Consider the following 19,076-nt stretch of genomic DNA (forward strand, 5'->3'; position numbering starts at 1 on the left):
CGTTGTCGAATGTCGCCATCTCGCAGTTACGTCAGAAAAGGGCCGAAGTGGCAGCAGAATATGCCAAGCTCATGGTCCAGTTCGAGCCAAATTACCCGTCTGCCGTTGCATTGTCGGAACAGCTACGCGCGCTCGACTCCAGCATCGCCCGCGAAGAAAATCGTGTGAGCCAAGGTCGTTCCACGGACTATCGCGAAGCAATGCAGCGTGAAAAGCAGCTGCGCGAACGTTTTGAAAGCGTAAAGGTCCAGCTAGATCGTCAGCAGCGTGACAGCATTCAATACAATATTTATCAGCGTGAAGCCGATACCAATCGCGAGCTTTATGATTCGCTTTTACAGCGTTACAAGGAAATCGGCGTTGCCGGCGTAAGTGCGAATAATATCTCTATCGTAGATGTGGCGGAAGTGCCCCAAAAGCCTTCCTCTCCAAATCTGCCGTTGAATCTCCTTCTCTCGCTCGTAGCGGGTCTCGGCGTGGCCGCTGTCGCAACCTTTGCGCTTGATCAGATTGACGAAGGGCTTCGCGACCCAAGCGATGTTAACCGACTGCTTCAGGTCCCACTACTCGGCAGCGTTCCCGATTTGGAAGAAGGGGATGTTCAGACCGCCCTAAGCGATGCTAAATCCATGTTGTCTGAGGCTTATCTGAGCATTCGTTCCAATCTTGCGTTCTCTACTGACCATGGCGTGCCAAGAACGTTGATGGTGACCAGTACCCGGCCAGCCGAAGGCAAGAGTACCACAAGCCTAGCACTTGCCACGGTACTCGGTCGCACAGGCAGAAAGGTTTTACTTGTCGACGCCGACATGCGTTCGCCTTCAATGCACAGTTTCCTGCAGCTATCAAACCAAAAAGGGTTGAGCAATTTCCTTGCTGGCGAGAATGACTGGCAGCATCTGATCTCGGATGCGGGGCCAAAAGGGTTGAGTTTGATGCCCGCAGGGCCTACGCCTCCGAATGCGGGCGAGCTGTTGAGCAGTGACCGCATGCTGCTCCTGATGCGCCAACTTATCGATCAGTTCGACCATGTCATCGTCGACTCTCCTCCAATCTTGGGTATCGCAGATGCGCCGCTGCTATCGCGAGCTGTGGAAGGATGCGTGTTCGTTGTCGAAGCTGAGGGCGTTGCTCTCCGTGGTGTCAAAGCATCGCTTGGCCGCTTGCAATCGGTCCACGCCCATGTCTTTGGGGTGGTCCTTACTAAGCTGAAGCAGCGTCAAGCTGGCTATGGTTATGGTTATGGCTATGGGTATGGATATGGTCCGTCGGACAACACGGACAACTGACCAAGCCTTCAGTTCGGTCAACGCTTTCCTTCGAATTTGTAGGCGCGAAGGTCGTTGGAATGTCGTTGCCGATATCCTTGTCCTTGTCTGCCGCGGCAGACAGCGAGCTTGCCCACACATTGTACCCCGGAGCTTTGTTTGAAATTCTTTCTGATCACAAACTCCGCGTCCGTTGCAGAATTCGCCACCGACAGTGGCGTTGACAGGATTATGGTGGATCTTGAAAAGCTAGGCAAGACGGAGCGCCAAGGCCACTTGGATTCCGTCATCAGCGACCACAACATAAGTGACATTTCTGTCATTCGGACGGCTGCGCCGCACGCAGAAATTCTTGTGCGGACGAACCCGCTGAATCCAGGCAGTGCGAGTGAGATTGATAGCGTGATCGAGGCCGGGGCGGATATCCTCATGCTACCCATGTTCAATACGCTTGAGGAGGTAACGGAGTTTTCGCGCTTGGTAGCTAATCGAATACCGATCATGTTGCTCGTCGAAACAATCGCTGCCAAGGACAATCTGGCAGCCTGCGCCTGTGTCAAAGGCGTTCAGGAAGTGCATATTGGTCTGAACGACCTGAGCTTGCAGATGGGCAAGAGGTTCATGTTTGAACTTCTCGTTGACGGAACTGTAGAAGGTATGGCGGCGGTTCTACGCAACTTGAAAATTCCATTTGGAATAGGCGGGGTTGCACGGGTTGGGGAAGGGCTTCTTCCTGCTGAGCAAATATTGATTGAGCATGTGAGACTTGGGTCCACGGCGGCCATTCTATCGCGGACTTTCCACCGCAATATGCCGTCCGTTGCGCAAATGAAAAGCGAAATGGACTTTCCATTGGAAATCAAAAAGCTGCGGAAGGCCTTTGCATTCGCCCAGACGTTCGGGCCCGCGGAATACAACAAGAACCTGAAGCAAGTGACCAACGCTGTCGAGCAGATAAGGGATGCATTGCCGGATCGCCGTCCGTCACTCTGATGAAAGCGACGATCCACAAATCCCGATTCTCATTGTTGTTTGGCCCGAGTGTTTTTTTGGGTCTTGCACTGTTGGTTGGTCGGGTATCCGGCCTTGTTCGGGAAACGGTTGTCGCATCTATATTTGGCATATCTGCGCAAGGCGACCTCGCTGTCGTTTTGATGACGCTACCGGATTTGATGGTGAATCTGCTCGTGGCAGGGGGCCTAAGCGCTGCTTTTGTCCCTTCATTGTTGAAACTGCCCCCCGACGAAGCGGACATTCTTACGCGCTTCGTAGCCATTGTAACGCTTTCGCTCTTTACCATCTTCGGACTGATCGTCTTCATAGCACCTGATATCACAGTCGGCATACTCGCACCTGGGCGGGCAGATCTTGGGTTTATGCTTACTGGATGGCTGCCCTTTTTAATCGCGGTCGCCTTGCCCATTGCTGCATTTTCTGGCGTTGCGGGCGGATATGCCAACGCGCGAGGCCATTTTTTTGTCAGTGGGATCGGGACGCTTTTATTCAACGTCACGCTTATCTCAATTCTGTTACTGGGGCTGCACATGCCACCATTGCAGGCTCTTGCATTAGGAATATTTTTGGGCGCTGTAATGCGAGGCCTGCCGTTGTTTTTGCATATCCCTTCCCGTCTTTTTCGTTCCCGTTTGCTGGTGCCGCAGAACTGGAGAGGCTTTTTAGTCGATTTCTGCGCGGGATTACTTGCTGTTGGGTCTGCCTTGCTCGCACCTGTCGTTCTGCGCGCAGCAGCTTCTTGGCTTGAAGGCGGGTCAGTCTCTGCGCTCAACTATGCACAAAAACTGGTTGAGCTACCTGTCGGTGTGATATTGAGTGCAGTCAGTATTGTCTCCCTCACAGCAATGAGTAAAGCGCATGCCAAAGGGGGAGCCCAATCGGCGTCTAGAGTCGCGGTCGATCATATGCGGGTGGCATTTATGCTAGCCAGTCTTGCAATGGTTGGCAGTATCGGATTTGCGAAGCCTGTAACGGAAATAGCTTTCGGATATGGAAAGATGGGTCCCCAGGATCTAAGCCTGGTAGCAGGACTTTTTGCGTACGGCGCATGCTCTATTCCGTTTGCAGCAGTCAGTTTGTTGGGAACGAATTATTTGTATGCCACGAACCGTGCAATCACAGCGTTCTGGATTACCGCAGGAGCACTCTTAACGCTTGTGCCCATAATATATCTGGCTTGGGAGGCACGTTCGCTCTCCTTGTTAATGGTCGGTTTCACAATGTATCAGATAGTTTTGGCGGTGCTGGTGTTAGTTTGGTCGGGGCTACCTGTTATGAAGCAGGGGGCACATCAAGGGCACCCGTTAATAGACCGTCGCATAATCGGTCAGACTGCATTGGCCGTATTGCCGATTGCGGCAGCGTCAGCCGTCCAATTCTTGTTTCTGCCAGACGCGCCCATTTTGTCCCTAGCTGTAGCTGGCTTTGGCTTCCTACTCGGACTTGTTGCTATTGCATATTTTGAAAAGAGGTATGTTTGAAACGAATTTTTGACATATTGATATCCGCGATATTGCTGATCCCTATCATCCCCGTGATGCTTGGGGTGGCAGTTTGCATCCTGCTAAGTGATGGGCGACCAGTATTTTTTTCCCAAATGCGTGTAGGTCGAGGAGGCAAAAACTTCAAACTGTGGAAGTTTCGGTCGATGATCGTAGACTCGGAAAAGGTCGGTTCATTTTCGACTGGCACTAATGATCCGAGGATCACGAAAATCGGCAGGTTTATCCGACGGACCAGCATTGACGAACTGCCCCAGCTATTCAACGTCATCCTCGGCGACATGAGCCTTGTCGGTCCGCGACCTGATGTCCCTCAGCAACGCTTAAACTATTCGCAGGAGGAATGGGATTTGAGGGTATCGGCAAAGCCCGGTATCACGGGACTTGCCCAAGCTACTTTACGTTCGGACGCCACTCCAGAAGAACGTTTGGCTCTTGATCTGGATTATGTGCGGTCTAATGGGCTGTTGATTGATATGAATATATTGCTGAAAACAGCGATTCAAGTTCTCGGAAAAGGCGGCAATTGAAATGTGTGGTATTTTTGGCTATTTCAATCGCGACGGGTCCGACCTCTCTCCGGATATTGCCAAGCAGATGGGCGATGCTTTGCGCCATCGGGGGCCGGACGATAGCGGAATATTCCGAGGGTCAGGTGTCCTGCTGGGTAACCAGCGGCTCTCCATCATCGATGTCGGTGGGGGTCACCAGCCATTTGTTTCAGACGATGGCAATATCATTGTGGTCCAGAACGGGGAAATCTTTAACTTCATTGAACTGGCGCAAGAAGCAGCGCGGGCCGGAAATGCATGCCGCACGAAATCCGATACTGAAGTTCTTTTAAGACTGTACGAGCTCGAAGGGATTGATTTTATCCACCGTCTGAATGGCATGTTTGCAATTGCCATTTTCGACAAGCGGATTGGTAAAATGTACCTTATTCGCGACCGGATAGGCGTAAAGCCGTTATATCTTCACGATGATGGAAAATGCCTGACATTTGCCTCGGAAATAAAATCGATTTTGAAGGCTTTGCCGACACGACCTGGCATTGACTACGAAGCCGTTCACCATTTTTTGACGTTCAACTATGTTCCCCCGCCCAAGACGATCGTCAAGGGTGTGATCCATTTGATGCCGGGACATTTCATCGAGGTGTCGGCGGAAGGAGCGATATCAAGGCGTTGGTGGGATTTGTCGCAGGTGCAACCTGTCCATGGTCGCCCCGAAGCAGAATGGATTGACGAATTTAACCACATACTCGACGATGCAGTGCGTATTCGCATGCGATCGGACGTTCCTTTTGGTGCATTTCTGTCTGGAGGGGTCGATTCAAGCACTGTCGTCGGGTTAATGGCGCGGCATCAGACTTCCCCTGTAAAGACCTTTTGCATTGGTTTCGACGATCCCAAATTCGATGAATCGCCTTTCGCTCAAGCTGCCGCCGACCGCTTTCACACAGAGCATGTAGTCGAATGCGTTGAACCCGACATGTTGGATTTATGGCAGAAAGCGACATATTATTGCGATCAGCCTCACGGCGACGTGTCCTTTCTCCCGACATATAAAGTTTCCGAATTGGCAGTTCGCGATGTGAAAGTGGTGCTAACCGGTGACGGTGGAGACGAGTTATTTGCAGGTTACGACAAATATCGTGACTTCTTTGCCCGCAGTGATCTTGGGGGCATGAATGACGAAACGTTTTTCAGGGCCTATTTTGATAGCATTTCCTTGTTTGATCATTCTGCTAAACTTGGTCTTTATTCGCCTGACTTCCGCGAAAGTCTGTCGTCGCTCGACAGCTTTGAAATTGCCAGACCCTGGCTATTGCAGGTGCCCCATCAGGATAGGATAAATCAGGCGCTCTTTCTTGATATGCAGTTGCTTTTATCCGGTAACAACCTGGTTAAGCCAGATCGGATGGGAATGGCTGTATCGCTGGAGGCGCGTACGCCGTTTCTTGATTACCGCATGATGGAATATGCATTCCGGATGCCCGGCGATCTGAAGCTGAAGGACGGCATTACCAAATATCTGTATAAGAAAGCTGTCACGCCTTTGATCGGCACTGAGTTGGCCTACCGAAAAAAACAGATGTTTACGGTCCCTGTCGGAGAGTGGTTTAAGACAAGGTTGAAAGGCTATTGCGCTGATCATCTCGAGAATTTGCTAAGTGCAACCGATATTTTTGACCGAGCATCCGCCATGCAACTTCTCGATGACCATGTTGATGGTACCCGTAACAACACCCGGGAAATCAGAGCGCTCATTGCATTAGACCACTGGCTAACCTGCTATAACGGTCAATCGTCTTCGGCGGTTGCAGGATGACTGTAGAATATATTTCGTCAGCCGATAGCAAAACTGGCCAATCGTCCGGACGGTTGGCATCATTGGATTGGTTGCGTGGTATCGCCTCGCTGTGGGTTCTCTTTTACCATATTGATATTACCATGCAGAAAGAGAAGTATTTTGCGGTCGCCTGTTTCCTATCCGGTAAAGCCGAAGCAGGGCAATTGGCAGAATTATCTTGGCCGGCCACTGCAGGCTTTGCGAGTTGTTCGGCTGTAAGAGTTTGAGAGAAAAATGAATGGGTGACAATGTTCTTTTAATTCAGGACCCAAAGCATAGATATTGGAAGAACAGCATACTGATTTTCCTTGTCTGCATGGCAGGACTTTCTTTGCTTGGCCAGTTTTCATTCTATTCGTGGCAACAGGTAATAGATCTCTATAGTTACGGTCTGCCATTTGATGCTCTGTATGGCCACCCGCATTTCTTCAGATATCTGGTAGCTTATCCTGGTTTGCGCTTGGCGGATCTATATGGAGAAGAGTGGTTCAGCGTATATATAGTATTTTTTATGACCCTAAGCATTTATCTAATGTATTATTTACTTCGCGAAGGGAAGTCAGGGCTTATTTTTCTCAGTTGTGCTTCGGTATTTGTTCTCCATATATTTATGAATGGCAGGGGAGCAATATCTTGGCTCGGCTGGATGTTGATAGTGTATGTGATGTTTACAAATACTGGTCAAAAAGAAAAATTAATAAACACTCCTATACTCATTATTGCGCTTCTTCTATGTTCGGTTTCATCCGGTACATTCTCAGTGGCTTACATTACTGTAATTCTTTTTTATGCGTATAAATTTGTTAAGTATTTTAAATTTTTGAATTTTGACGTTTTGTTACGAATTTTCATTCCCGTTTTTATATCTTATCTGTATTATGAATTATTTATGAGCGGTATAAATCGCAATTTGGATTATTATAGGCTTGGTTCTCGAAATCTCATCTACAACATGCTGGAGCACGGCTTCGGTTCATTTGTAGTGGAACACCCAGTATACATAGCAATTGTGCTAATATCATTTTTGATAATATTGTCTTATCTTTTCTTCGCTTTAGATAGAAAGCCGACAATTCTCGAGTTTATCGTGATTGGCGTACCTCTTGCGGGTGGAATATTTGGGTATACGACCATGACGCTGGCCATCCCCTCCTTGTTCCTGGTGGTGTTCGCGCGCCTTGGCGGCGTTGACTTGTTTGGCCGAGAAAAGCTTCGTTCTATGCAAGCGATGCGCAATTGACTGCCGCCCATCTTCTGTTCGTTTCATATGGTGGTGGGCATATTGCAATGCAGTTGCCGGTTGCCTTGCGTGCGCGAGAATTGGGACACCGCGTCACTATCCTCGCATTAACCACCGCGGCCAAAGATGTAGCAGCAGCAGGCGTCGATTATATCGGGTACAACGACCTTTGGAATTTTGCCGCCAAAGGGGCGAAGCAGTATGGGGAAGACCTTTGTAAGGACATGGATAGGTCGGGCCCCGTTTCTTGGGCCGAAACCGTAGCATATCATGGGATCAATTTTTCCGAGCTTGTTTCAGAGGTTGGGGAAACGGAAGCCTATTTCCGATTTAGATTACAGGGGCGTCATGCCTTTCTGCCGACAAGCTTTATGTCCCGGGTATTGGCCAAACTTCGTCCCGACGTGGTTATTGCAAGTAACTCGCCACGCTCCGAGCAAGCCGCGATCACAGCCGCCGGGCAACTGATGATACCAGCGGTGTGTATAGTCGATTTGTTTGCCCTGCAGGAGTATAAGTGGATTGCGCAACCGAGGTTCGCAGACAAAGTTTGCGTCCTTAACGAATCCGTTGGGCAATTTCTGGTGTCGCACGGCCGAAGCGACCGCGATCTCGTGGTGACCGGGAACCCCGCGTTTGACAAGATAATGCAACCGGAGACGGTTCAAGCTGGACATGTTTTGAATCGGACGCGCGGCTGGGACGACGGTAAAATCAATATTTTATGGGCATCGCAAGTAGAGCCTTCTATCCACCCCTTCGACGATCTGAAGGGGGACCCCATGCTTCCCAGAAAGATCGAACTGATTTTGCGGGAAATTGTGTCCGAACGCGACGATATGCGCCTGATCGTCCGTTATCATCCAAGCGAAAATGTAAATTTTGCACCCGCCAGAAATGTAGAGTCAAGCCCGCGAACTGAACCGTTACACGCTCTGCTTCACGCCGTTGATCTCGTCGTCGTTACAGCCTCGACTGTCGGACTGGAAGCGCACATCGCTGGAAGGCCCGTCATTTCTGTAGATTTATCGGTGTTTACGCGTGACGCCCCATATTCATCAAGTGGCATTGCCACAGGTGTCTCGTCGCTAGATGAATTACGCGAGGTCATGCGAAATTATAGTGGCGAGCAAACAAATAGTTCACTATCAGGATCAAAATCTGTAACAGCCCTGCCCCTAAATGCGACAGAAGCAGTTCTCAACGTCATTGAGAGCCTCACATTTCATACAGTGGAGTAAATCGTGTCATTCATCCAGTATCCAGCTAGCGTGGATAAATCAAAATTCGCGCCCGATGCCAATGTAACGGAAACCAAATTTGGTTTACCATCCGAGGTCAAGTTTTGCGTCCGTTGTGTTATTTCCAATCAACGGCCAAATTCTGCAGTAGAGTATACCCATACAAAGGCGAGTAAGAAGGCGACTATTAAGGTAGATGACGAAGGCGTTTGCGATGCATGCCGCTTTGCGGAAAAAAAGCAGCAGACGATTGACTGGGACGAACGTGAGCGGGCACTGATGGATTTGTGTGATCGCCATCGCAGCACCGACGGGCATTATGACTGCATTGTACCTGGCTCGGGCGGCAAGGACAGTTTTTACGCTTCACATATCCTGCGCACCAAATATCGAATGAATCCACTTACGGTCACTTGGGCGCCTCATGTATATACGGACTGGGGCTGGAAAAATTTTCAGGCTTGGATTCACGCAGGACACGACAACCTGCTGACAACGCCAAATGGCCGTGTTCATCGCCTGTTGACTCGGCTTGCCGTCGATAATTTGTTCCACCCATTTCAAGCGTTCATGTTTGGTCAGAAGTCGCTCGCTCCTAAAATGGCGCTGTTGCACAAAATACCTCTCGTGTTCTTCGGCGAAAATGAGGCTGAATATGGCAATCCGATCGGCGACACCGAAACAGCCAAGCGTGATTGGTCTTATTTTACAGCAAAAGACCAATCAACCGTAAGCTTGGGTGGCGTTCCGGTAGCCGAATTGAAAGAGTCGTTCGGCGTCGTCCAACAAGATCTTATCCCTTATCTTCCCGCAGATCCGAACCAGATCGAAGAGCAAAAAATCGAAGTCCACTATCTGGGTTATTATCTGAAATGGCATCCGCAAAGCTGCTATTATTATGCGGTCGAACATGGCGGTTTCCAAGCTTCGCCGGAGCGTACTCCCGGAACATACAGCAAGTATAACAGCATCGATGATCGCATCGATGACTTCCATTATTATACCACTGGCGTGAAATTTGGGCTTGGTCGCGCATCATACGATGCGGCGCAGGAAATACGCTCGCAGGACATTACGCGCGAAGAAGGCGTTGCCTTGGTAAAGCGCTTCGATCACGAATTTCCGGAGCGGTTTGCCGAGGAAATATTCCAGTATCTGAGCATTCCGGAAAACGAGTTCCCCGAAGCGAGCAAGATGTTCGAAAGCCCAGTAATGGACCGCGAATATTTCATGAAGTTGGCCGACACGTTCCGGTCCCCGCATTTGTGGACTTGGGATGGAGAATGGAAGCTACGTCATGCCGTTTGGCATGACTGAGACGTCGTCAGATGAGCAACGTTCGGATCATTTCACGTCTTGATATCAAAGGCCCCAATCTCATCAAAGGGATAAGGCTAGAGGGGCTGAGGGTCATGGGTGACCCTCATGCCTTTGCCATGCGTTATTATGAGGCAGGCATCGACGAGCTTGTCTATATGGATATTGTGGCAAGTCTCTATGGTCGGAACAATCTCAGCGAGATCGTCAGCCGCGCTGCTGACCAGGTGTTTATTCCTATTACGGTCGGCGGCGGAATTCGGTCTGTTGATGACGCGCGCCACATCTTGCGGTCGGGGGCTGACAAGGTGGCGATCAACACGGCTGCGATTGCACGTCCCGAACTTATATCAGACGTTGCTCATCGCTTTGGTTCTCAGGCAATGGTCTTGTCGATCGAGGCAAAGATGGTCGCGGAGGGTCGCTGGGAGGTTTACACTGACAACGGGCGCGAGCGCACAGGGCTTGATGTGGTCGAATGGGCAGCGTCGGCGGTAAAGTTGGGCGCAGGCGAAATTCTTCTAACCTCTGTTGACCGCGAGGGCACCCGTAAGGGCTTTGAAGCAAATTTGATTCATCAAGTGCGTGAGGCTGTTTCAGTTCCCGTCATCGCCAGCGGAGGCATGGGGACGCTGGACCACATGATCGAGGTCGTGAAGGATGGGGGCGCAGATGCCGTGGCGATTGCAGATGCCCTTCATTATAATCGGTACAGCGTTGAAGAGATCCGCGCCCACGCGCTCGCCAACGGTCTTTCCGTAAGGCAGGTTTGACATGACCAATAAAGTGACAATTCTGGATTACGGCATGTGTAATCTCTTAAACGTGGCACGTGCGCTTCAGCATGTGGGTGCCGACGTAACCGTTACTGAAGATGCCAAGGTGGCGGCCGCTGCTAATCGGCTGATCGTACCTGGAGTAGGCGCATTTAGCGATAGCGTGCGAGAGGTGAAGAGCCGGGGATTTGATAATCTCATCCGCTCTTTCATCGAAAGTGAACGGCCATTTCTGGGTATTTGCGTCGGTATGCAAATGCTCTTCGAGGCGAGCGAAGAATTCGGAATTCATGAAGGTCTCGCGATCTTGTCGGGCCGGGTGAAAGCAGTTCCGAATGTGACTTTGAACGGCGATATTCAGCGTGTGCCGCATATTGGCTGGAACACATTGGTTGAGCCTGCTGGAGGTCGAAGCTGGCAGAGCACATTGCTCCATAACTATGCGGGAGAAAACCCGGCGGTGTATTTTGTACATTCGTTTGCTGCAGATCCGACTGATCCGTCAGACCGCCTTGCCGATTGCATATATGGAGGCCACAGAATTTGCGCATCCGTGCAACGAAACAATATAATGGCGACTCAATTTCATCCTGAGCGGAGTGGACTGATTGGCTTGGAAGTGCTGCGGCATTTTCTGCGCATTTGATAACCAATGGACTTGCAGGAAAAATTTAGCCGATTTTTGGTTGTTAGCTTAGGTAGTATTGGTAAGCGTCATGCTCGGAATATCAGGGCTATGTTTCCAAAAAGTGAAATTGCAGCATTAAGACTTACAAGCCGGGGAAGTATCGGCCAATCCGAACATTGCGACATTGAACTTCATGACATGGACGCGGTGAAAAGATTTGCCCCTCAAGTGGCCATTGTTGCCAGTCCAGCATCAACGCATTTCGAGGTGGCGAGTGCCTTGATCGCATCAGGTGTCCCCACATTTATCGAAAAGCCGCTATGCTGCAATTTGAACGATGCGAGACAACTGGTTCATCAAAGCGCGCAAGCCGATGTCACGTTGATGGTCGGTTACAACTTGCGCTTCCTCCCGGCTTTCGAATCTATTCAAAAATTGTTGGGCGAAAATGTTGTGGGCAGGGTAATTTCTGTACAGGCAGAAGTGGGCCAGTATTTGCCGACATGGCGTCCTGGCCAGGATTATCGTCTTGGTGTTTCAGCCAACCGCTCTTTGGGTGGCGGGGCGCTTTTAGAACTCAGTCACGAACTCGATTATCTTTATTGGTTATTTGGAATGCCCGATAATGTTTACGCGGCTGCCGGGACATATTCCGACCTAGATATTGATGTGGAAGATCTTGTTGAAATTGTCATGACTTACAACTCGCCCCGTCGGATCGTCACGATTCATCTTGATTTCGTTCAGCAGGTGGCCACCCGGAAGTGTAAGTTCGTCGGCACCCATGGCACATTATCTTGGGACGGAGTCGCGGGAACGGTTATGATTGACGGACATGATAGCCAAGCCGAAGGACTTCGGGAGACACAGCCCCCCTTTGACACCTATGTTGCAGAGTTGCGTCACTTTTTGGACTGCATCCAAAGTGGTGCCGATCCTCTCATTTCAGCGGTCGATGGCTATAATGTAATGGCGATCATTGAAGCTGCCCGGCGCTCTGCCGAATCTGGCTGTGCGGTCAAGCCGGAGGCATTCAGCCATGATTGAGGAATCTGTTCGAGCCTTTATTTTTGCACGGGGCGGTTCAAAGGGCGTGCCGCGCAAAAATTTGCGAATGCTAGGCGAAAAGCCGCTCATCGCACATTCGATCGAATGTGCCGTTGCCTGTCCTTCCCTGGGCAAAGTAACCGTGTCGACAGAGGACGCCGAAATTGCTGATATTTCCAGAAAGTGGGGTGCTGATGTCCCCTTCATGCGGCCAGCCAATTTGGCGACGGACACAGCGTCCGAATGGGACGCCTGGAGACATGCGATAGCCTGGTTCGCAGATAGAGATGACCCTTTCGATATATTGGTTAGTCTGCCGGCCACATCGCCGCTCCGAGAGGTTTCTGACGTTGAAGCCTGTCTTGCCAAATTGCTGGAAAATCCCGATACTGATGCCGTGATTGCCGTCAAGGAGGCTGAGCGTAGCCCCTTTTTCAACATGGTAAAGCTTGATGAGCATGGATATGCCTCTCTTGTGAGTTCAGGCTTAACTGTTCAGCGGCGACAGGATGCGCCAAAAGTTTTCGACATCACCACTGTTGCTTATGCCGTTCGGACCAAGTTTATTATGAATTCGAGAGGGCTGTTTCCGTCGAAGCTTCTGACTGTAATGGTTCCGCCAGAAAGGGCGCTGGATATCGACGTGCCCTATGATTTTCTACTTGCTGAATTGCTGGTTGATCACAGGCAGAAAAGGGGTGTCACTTAGTGTCGACCATTGCTGAATTATCGGACCTGCGAGGACGCACTGCAGTCATCACCGGAGGAGCGGGCCATTTGGGACGCGCCATGGCGGCAGCACTTCTTGAAGCAGGATGTCGTGTAATCCTTATTGATAAATTTGCAGACCCGCTGAATGCCGCTTGCAGCGAATTGTTGAAATTGGGATTTGGCGGCGTCAGTACCCATTTGACCGATTTGGAAAATGAGGAAACGCGCATAGCCGTCGCCAGAGCCATCCTGGCGACTGGCGAAGTCGACATTCTTATCAACAATGCCGGTTTTGTGGGGGATAGCGCACTACAGGGCTGGACCACGAAATTTGCCGAACAGAGTCTGGAGACTTGGCGGCGAGCGATCGAGGTAAACCTGACGGCGCCCTTTCACCTGACCCAGTTGTTTTCAAGCTCACTGGCCAGAAATGGCAACGGCGCAGTCATCAATATAAGTTCGATATATGGTCTGCTCGGTCCAAACATGACCCTTTATGAGGGAACATCCATGGGAAATCCGGCCGCTTATGCGGCGAGTAAAGGCGGGCTTATTCAGTTAACACGTTGGCTTTCGACGACATTGGCACCGCATATACGCGTGAACTCGATCACGCCTGGTGGCATTGAGCGGGGGCAACCAGAAAGCTTCGCTGACCGATACGTCGCTCTGACACCCATGGCGAGAATGGGCCACGAGCATGATTTTATCGGCCCGCTTTTGCTTCTGGCAAGTGATCAATCCCGCTGGATGACTGGACAGAACATCGTCGTCGACGGCGGTTGGAGTGCCTGGTGAGATGACCTTCATTATTGCTGAAGCTGGTGTGAACCACAATGGTAGCCCCGAGTTGGCCATGCAGCTTGTCGATATTGCGGCGCAATGCGGGGCAGATGCGGTAAAGTTCCAAACCTTCACCGCAAGCAAGCTGGTGAAACCCGGATCTGAGAAAGCGGAATATCAAAAGCGGCAGACGGGAGCAGGTGATCAGCTGTCCATGCTTAAGGCACTGGAAATGTCACCCGAATTGCACGAAAAGCTTTTTGAAAGATGCGTTGAGGTCGGCATCGAATTCATGTCGACACCATTTGACACTGACGCGGCATTGTTTCTCAAATCGATTGGTATGAAGAGACTGAAGATCCCCTCGGGAGAAATCGACAATTTCCCTCTACTACGATTTTTCGCGCAGCTTGAACTACCGCTTATCATGTCCACCGGCATGGCAGATCTCGCTGAAGTCGAGGCCGCCAAAAACTGTCTTGAAGCAGAATGGCGGCGGCTCGGGCGAACGTCGCAACATCCAGACCGGTTGACCATATTACACTGCACATCGAACTACCCTGCTGACGCCGCTGACGTAAACCTGCGGGCGATGATGACGATGGCCGACCATCTTGGATATCCCGTCGGCTATTCAGATCACACTTTGGGAATCGCTGTTTCGACTGCTGCTGTGGCCCTGGGTGCCACCGTCATCGAAAAGCACTTCACCATCGACAAGAACGCACCGGGGCCTGACCACGCTGCGTCGCTGACCCCAGATGAACTGGCCGAAATGGTGCGCCAGATCAGGACGGTCGAGCGCGCCTTGGGCAGCTTCGATAAAAAGCCAAGTCCATCAGAGCTGCAAGTCAGGTCTCTCGTGCGGCGAAGCATATCGGTTGCGCATGATATTCCGGCAGGCACCACTCTATCGATGGACGATATTGTGCTCTTGCGTCCTGCAAATGGTTTATCCCCGTCAGTCATCGACGATGTTGTCGGAAAAACGGTTAATCGCAATCTAAAGGCCAACGAGTTGCTGGATTGGCCGGATCTCACCTGATGCGCAAGATTATCTACATAACCGGCACCCGTGCAGATTATGGACTCATGCGCGCGACGCTCTTTGCTATTTCTCGTGATCCTATGTTTCGTTTGCAGTTGATCGTTACCGGCATGCATTTGGATCCGGCACATGGCAAAACGCAAAGTGAAATCGAATCTGACGGATTTGAAATTGCCGGCTATGTCGAAACTGATCTTTCCGGCGCTGACCGTTCATTCATGGCACGTGCCATTGGCACCATGACCATTGGTTTTTCCGGTTTGCTGGAGCACGAACAGCCTGACATGGTCTTGTTGCTTGGCGACAGAGGTGAAATGCTTGCCGGGGCAATTGCTGCTCTGCATTTGAACATACCCGTCGTGCATATACATGGTGGGGAACGCTCCGGCACCGTCGATGACCCTGTTCGGCATGCTATTTCGAAAATGTCCCACTATCATTTTACCGCGACGCAAGAGGCAGCCGCCCGCCTTATGAAAATGGGGGAGCGGGCGGAAAGCGTATTTTGTGTCGGTGCCCCAGGCCTTGATGGTTTGGCTGGTGAGGCAAAGCTTAGTCGCCTGGAATGCTTGAACAGCGTTGGCTTTTCCGAAAGTCGTCCCGTCGCATTAATGGTTTTCCACCCGGTCGTACAAGAAGTCGACGAGGGGCCGCAGCACGTCCGCGAGATTATAGATGCTCTCATTGAACTCGATTTCCAGACTGTCGTGCTTACCCCAAATGCAGATCTTGGAGGAAATGAAATCCTCGATGCGCTGACTGCAAAGTCCGAACATGCGGACATTCGAATTTTCAGCCATTTGCGACGGGGCGATTTTCTCAGCTGGCTCGCACATGCTGACGTCATGGTTGGCAATTCTAGTTCTGGTATAATTGAGGCTGCAACCTTCGGCACGCCGGTCGTTAATATTGGCAAAAGACAAATGCTGAGAGAGCGAAACGCCAATATCGTAGATGTTGAACCGGACGGGTCGGCAATAAGGGCGGCGCTTGCGCATTCACTGAAGCGCGGGCGGTTTGACGGCACCAATGTATATGGAGATGGAGCTAGTGCTCCACGGATTGCAAACCTCCTTGCATCAATACCACTGGATCAATCTGTTCTGGAAAAATATTGTGTTTACTAAGGAGCTAGTTCTCATTGGGTGCGGGGGGCATGCTTCTGTTGTCTTGGACGCACTACTTTGTCGCGATCCTGAAGGTAACGTCTCTATCTTGGATGCAAACCCGGAACTGGATGGCGAAACTTTGCTAGGCAGAAAAGTACGTGCGCCCTTCACGCCTTCTGCACTCGGCGGCGTATCATTCCACGTGTCAATCGGTGATAACAACGTCCGTCAAAAGCTGTTCAAGCCGATTATGGGCGGCGGCGGACTCCCCGTCTCGATTCTACATCCAGGCGCCTCTTTATCGCAATATTGCAATGTCCAAATGGGGTGTTTCGTTGCAGCCGGTGCAATTATTGCTGCTCGTGCCGTGGTAGGCCAAGGCGTCATAATAAATCACGCAGCTGTGATCGACCATGATTGCACGATCATGGATTTTTGCCACCTGGCACCCGGTGCAATTCTAGGAGGAAATGTCACTGTGGGCGAGTGCACACTGATAGGCGCAAACGCCACCGTCTTGCCGGGAGTCCGCATTGGTAACAATGTCGTTGTCGGAGCCGGATCAACCGTGACTAAAGATATCCCCGATGGTGAAGTCTGGATGGGAACGCCCGCATCAAGGAAAGAGAGTAATTATAATGCCTGACGTCAGACAGTTGTCAGTTTCGGCGACGACGACACTTCGAGAGACCCTCGCCGTCATCGACAAAGGTTCCCTGGGCATGGCGTTGCTGATTGACAATGAAGGCCAGCTTAGCCGGACGATAACGGACGGCGATATTCGACGAGAGATTCTCGCAGGCGTCCCATTGGACGCGGCGGCAGGACGCTTACCAGCCCAGTCGCCTGTCACCATTGAAGAGGGCTGTTCGCGCCGGGCGGCGCTGGAGTTGATGCGTCTCAAGGGCATCAACTGCATACCTGTGCTAAACTCCGATGGCGAAGTGGTCGCCCTTTGGGACCGCGCCACTCTCGATAATCAGATTTTGTTGTCGACGCCGCACATGGGAGAGACCGAACGGGAATTTGTGGAGCAGGCATTTGCGACCAACTGGATTGCGCCGCTTGGCCCTAACGTTGATGCCTTTGAGCAAGAATTTGCAGCAAAAGTCGGCACACAACACGCCGCTGCTGTGAGTTCAGGCACAGCCGCTATACACCTTTCTTTGATAATGCTGAAAGTTGGGCGTGGGGATCGGGTATTCTGTTCGTCGCTGACTTTCGCGGCGAGCGCCAACCCGATCGTCTATCAAGGTGCCGAGCCAGTGTTCATCGACGCCGATAGAAATAATTGGGGAATGTGTGCGAAATCGCTTGAACGCGCCTTTGAGGACAGCAAGCGTCAGGGCAAGCTTCCTAAAGCTGTTATTGTAGTCAACCTTTATGGGCAAAGTTCGGACATCGACCCGATTTTGGAACTTTGTTGTCAGTATAATGTGCCGCTTATTGAGGATGCAGCCGAGTCATTGGGGGCAACGTATAAGGGCAAGGCCAGTGGTACTCTCGGGTTGATGGGTATCTACTCCTTTAATGGAAACAAAATTATCACCACCTCTGGCGGGGGGATGCTCGTTTCCAACGACGGTGACCTGATAGCCAAGGCACGGTTCCTTGCAACTCAGGCACGCGACCCGGCACCGCACTATCAGCATAGCGAAATCGGATATAATTACCGGATGAGCAACATTCTGGCTGGTGTAGGGCGTGGACAGCTAAAGGTGCTCGATGACCGGGTAAATGCCCGCCGGCGGATATTCGATCATTATCGCGAAGGCTTGATGGACATAGATGGAGTGAGCTGGCTTCCGGAACCGGACTGGAGTTTCAGTACAAGGTGGCTGTCGGTAATGACAGTAGACGCCGAATTGAGAAGCCGTGATGCTGTTATCGCAGCGCTGGCAGACGATTTGATCGAAGCGCGCCCTGTTTGGAAACCAATGCACTTACAACCGGTTTTCTCCATGTGCCCCATATATTCGGTTGAAAACACACCTGTAGCAGATGGTCTCTTCTACAATGGCCTTTGTCTGCCATCGGGGTCAAACATGGGTTTAGACCAGATCGAACGGACCATAGCAGCCCTGAGGAACGTTCTCACATAGCCGCGTGGTACGGGCGCCGACTGCCCTAATCACCTGATATTACTGATCTCGGACATTTTCGCCTTCATCACGGCTGTTTCGACGGTTGGGAACCAAAGGTTCTGGCCGAGGTGCAGGTGCCGCGCGTGGCGCTGGAGTAGCGGATGGCGGAGCCACCACTTCTTGAATCGCTCGTTGCGGTCGTGCCTGACGTGCATCCGTTCCGACGTCAACGCGGGACTCGCGGCGGGCATAAGGATCCACACGCACGCGACCGCTCGTCTGCTCCGGAAGAACAACTGTGTCAGGTAATGGGGAGGCGTTGGCACCACGTCCGCCGTCGCTGCCACGCCACTGGCCATTGCGGTCGGTTCGACGCTCACGTCGGGCCTCGCGCCTATCATCTCCGTTGCGCACGCCTGCAACAGCATCATTAGTATAGTCACGCTCTCGGCCACCATAGCGCCTGCCATCACGGTCCCGCCTACGGTGTTCACGATAATGATACTGCCGCTTCTCACCCCAATAGCGGCGATGATGATCGCGCATCGGGTATCGGCGCCCGACATTGTCGAACACAAAGAAACCATATCCGGGATAATAATAATTGTCATACCAGCCGCCCCCAAAACCGATATTGGCAAAACCCTGACCGTAATCGCAGTCATAATAGGCATCGTAACCGCCATAGGGATCGCAGCCATAACCAGCGTCGTAATAGCCGTCGCTGGCGAAACCCAAGCCGACATCATAAACACAACCGGACAAGCCCGCGCCAGTCGTAATCAGAATTGCTGCTTTCAATAAGGTCTTTGATCTGATCGCCATATTAGTCGCCTTGTTTGATCGGCAAACCCATGCCGATTACAATATGATCTGGCACGTGGAGCATGCCACTTGAATTACACCTGAATACAGTTGTTTGCCAATGTTCAGAATCGCGCTAACCAAAGTGACCT

The 19,076-nt window shown here is 51.3% G+C and carries 19 protein-coding genes; 18 read left to right on the top strand and 1 reads right to left on the bottom strand.

Annotated features, from left to right (window positions below; all coding sequences use genetic code 11):
- The 18 genes from ACK4S7_RS08280 to ACK4S7_RS08365 all read left to right on the top strand — a co-directional run.
- Window positions 1–1,289, top strand: a 1,289-nt coding sequence (locus ACK4S7_RS08280; RefSeq protein ID WP_409645832.1) for a polysaccharide biosynthesis tyrosine autokinase, incomplete at its 5' end; no start/stop codon positions are given.
- Window positions 1,290–1,427: 138 nt separating this feature from the next.
- Window positions 1,428–2,261: an aldolase/citrate lyase family protein gene (locus tag ACK4S7_RS08285; protein ID WP_409645834.1), complete on the top strand. Its 834-nt coding sequence runs from the start codon at window positions 1,428–1,430 to the stop codon at window positions 2,259–2,261.
- A gap of 56 nt (window positions 2,262–2,317) precedes the next feature.
- Window positions 2,318–3,763, top strand: coding sequence for a murein biosynthesis integral membrane protein MurJ (murJ, locus tag ACK4S7_RS08290; RefSeq protein ID WP_409645835.1), 1,446 nt, complete (start codon window positions 2,318–2,320; stop codon window positions 3,761–3,763).
- Window positions 3,760–4,314: a sugar transferase gene (locus tag ACK4S7_RS08295; RefSeq protein WP_409645837.1), complete on the top strand. Its 555-nt coding sequence runs from the start codon at window positions 3,760–3,762 to the stop codon at window positions 4,312–4,314. The genes murJ and ACK4S7_RS08295 overlap by 4 nt, the downstream gene beginning before the upstream one ends.
- 1 nt (window position 4,315) lies before the next feature.
- Window positions 4,316–6,115, top strand: coding sequence for an asparagine synthase (glutamine-hydrolyzing) (gene asnB, locus ACK4S7_RS08300; protein ID WP_409645839.1), 1,800 nt, complete (start codon window positions 4,316–4,318; stop codon window positions 6,113–6,115).
- Window positions 6,112–6,363: a hypothetical protein gene (locus tag ACK4S7_RS08305; RefSeq protein ID WP_409645841.1), complete on the top strand. Its 252-nt coding sequence runs from the start codon at window positions 6,112–6,114 to the stop codon at window positions 6,361–6,363. The genes asnB and ACK4S7_RS08305 overlap by 4 nt, the downstream gene beginning before the upstream one ends.
- An 11-nt stretch (window positions 6,364–6,374) precedes the next feature.
- Complete coding sequence (locus ACK4S7_RS08310) at window positions 6,375–7,376, top strand: hypothetical protein (protein WP_409645843.1); 1,002 nt, start codon at window positions 6,375–6,377, stop codon at window positions 7,374–7,376.
- Window positions 7,377–7,423: 47 nt separating this feature from the next.
- Window positions 7,424–8,617 (top strand): hypothetical protein, encoded by a 1,194-nt coding sequence (locus ACK4S7_RS08315; RefSeq protein ID WP_409645844.1) that lies wholly within the window; start codon window positions 7,424–7,426, stop codon window positions 8,615–8,617.
- Window positions 8,618–8,620: 3 nt separating this feature from the next.
- Complete coding sequence (locus ACK4S7_RS08320; RefSeq protein WP_409645845.1) at window positions 8,621–9,934, top strand: N-acetyl sugar amidotransferase; 1,314 nt, start codon at window positions 8,621–8,623, stop codon at window positions 9,932–9,934.
- 11 nt (window positions 9,935–9,945) lie between these two features.
- Window positions 9,946–10,707 (top strand): imidazole glycerol phosphate synthase subunit HisF, encoded by a 762-nt coding sequence (gene hisF / locus ACK4S7_RS08325; RefSeq protein WP_409645847.1) that lies wholly within the window; start codon window positions 9,946–9,948, stop codon window positions 10,705–10,707.
- A gap of 1 nt (window position 10,708) precedes the next feature.
- Window positions 10,709–11,356: an imidazole glycerol phosphate synthase subunit HisH gene (hisH, locus tag ACK4S7_RS08330; RefSeq protein WP_409645849.1), complete on the top strand. Its 648-nt coding sequence runs from the start codon at window positions 10,709–10,711 to the stop codon at window positions 11,354–11,356.
- A gap of 6 nt (window positions 11,357–11,362) precedes the next feature.
- Window positions 11,363–12,385: a Gfo/Idh/MocA family protein gene (locus ACK4S7_RS08335; RefSeq protein ID WP_409645851.1), complete on the top strand. Its 1,023-nt coding sequence runs from the start codon at window positions 11,363–11,365 to the stop codon at window positions 12,383–12,385.
- Window positions 12,378–13,094 carry a cytidylyltransferase domain-containing protein gene (locus tag ACK4S7_RS08340; protein WP_409645853.1) on the top strand — a complete coding sequence of 239 codons (717 nt, stop codon included), beginning with the start codon at window positions 12,378–12,380 and terminating at the stop codon, window positions 13,092–13,094. Before ACK4S7_RS08335 ends, ACK4S7_RS08340 begins: the two co-directional genes overlap by 8 nt.
- The gene (locus ACK4S7_RS08345; RefSeq protein ID WP_409645855.1) at window positions 13,094–13,894 is read left to right on the top strand and encodes an SDR family NAD(P)-dependent oxidoreductase; all 801 of its coding nucleotides are present in this window, start codon (window positions 13,094–13,096) and stop codon (window positions 13,892–13,894) included. The genes ACK4S7_RS08340 and ACK4S7_RS08345 overlap by 1 nt, the downstream gene beginning before the upstream one ends.
- 1 nt (window position 13,895) lies before the next feature.
- On the top strand, window positions 13,896–14,924 hold the full coding sequence (gene neuB / locus ACK4S7_RS08350; RefSeq protein WP_409645857.1) for an N-acetylneuraminate synthase: 1,029 nt from the start codon (window positions 13,896–13,898) through the stop codon (window positions 14,922–14,924).
- Window positions 14,924–16,054, top strand: a complete 1,131-nt coding sequence (neuC, locus tag ACK4S7_RS08355; protein WP_409645859.1) for a UDP-N-acetylglucosamine 2-epimerase — start codon at window positions 14,924–14,926, stop codon at window positions 16,052–16,054. The genes neuB and neuC overlap by 1 nt, the downstream gene beginning before the upstream one ends.
- Entirely contained in the window at window positions 16,002–16,682 is a 681-nt protein-coding gene (locus tag ACK4S7_RS08360) for an acetyltransferase (RefSeq protein ID WP_409645861.1), read from the top strand. The genes neuC and ACK4S7_RS08360 overlap by 53 nt, the downstream gene beginning before the upstream one ends.
- Window positions 16,675–18,138 (top strand): aminotransferase class I/II-fold pyridoxal phosphate-dependent enzyme, encoded by a 1,464-nt coding sequence (locus tag ACK4S7_RS08365; protein ID WP_409645863.1) that lies wholly within the window; start codon window positions 16,675–16,677, stop codon window positions 18,136–18,138. Before ACK4S7_RS08360 ends, ACK4S7_RS08365 begins: the two co-directional genes overlap by 8 nt.
- Before the next feature lie 39 nt (window positions 18,139–18,177).
- Here ACK4S7_RS08365 and ACK4S7_RS08370 read toward each other — a convergent pair whose 3' ends face one another.
- Window positions 18,178–18,945 (bottom strand): hypothetical protein, encoded by a 768-nt coding sequence (locus ACK4S7_RS08370; RefSeq protein WP_409645865.1) that lies wholly within the window; start codon window positions 18,943–18,945, stop codon window positions 18,178–18,180.
- Window positions 18,946–19,076: the final 131 nt, after the last annotated feature.

Origin of the sequence: Sphingorhabdus sp. (assembly GCF_046292425.1) — a bacterium.
Classification (GTDB): domain Bacteria; phylum Pseudomonadota; class Alphaproteobacteria; order Sphingomonadales; family Sphingomonadaceae; genus Sphingorhabdus_B.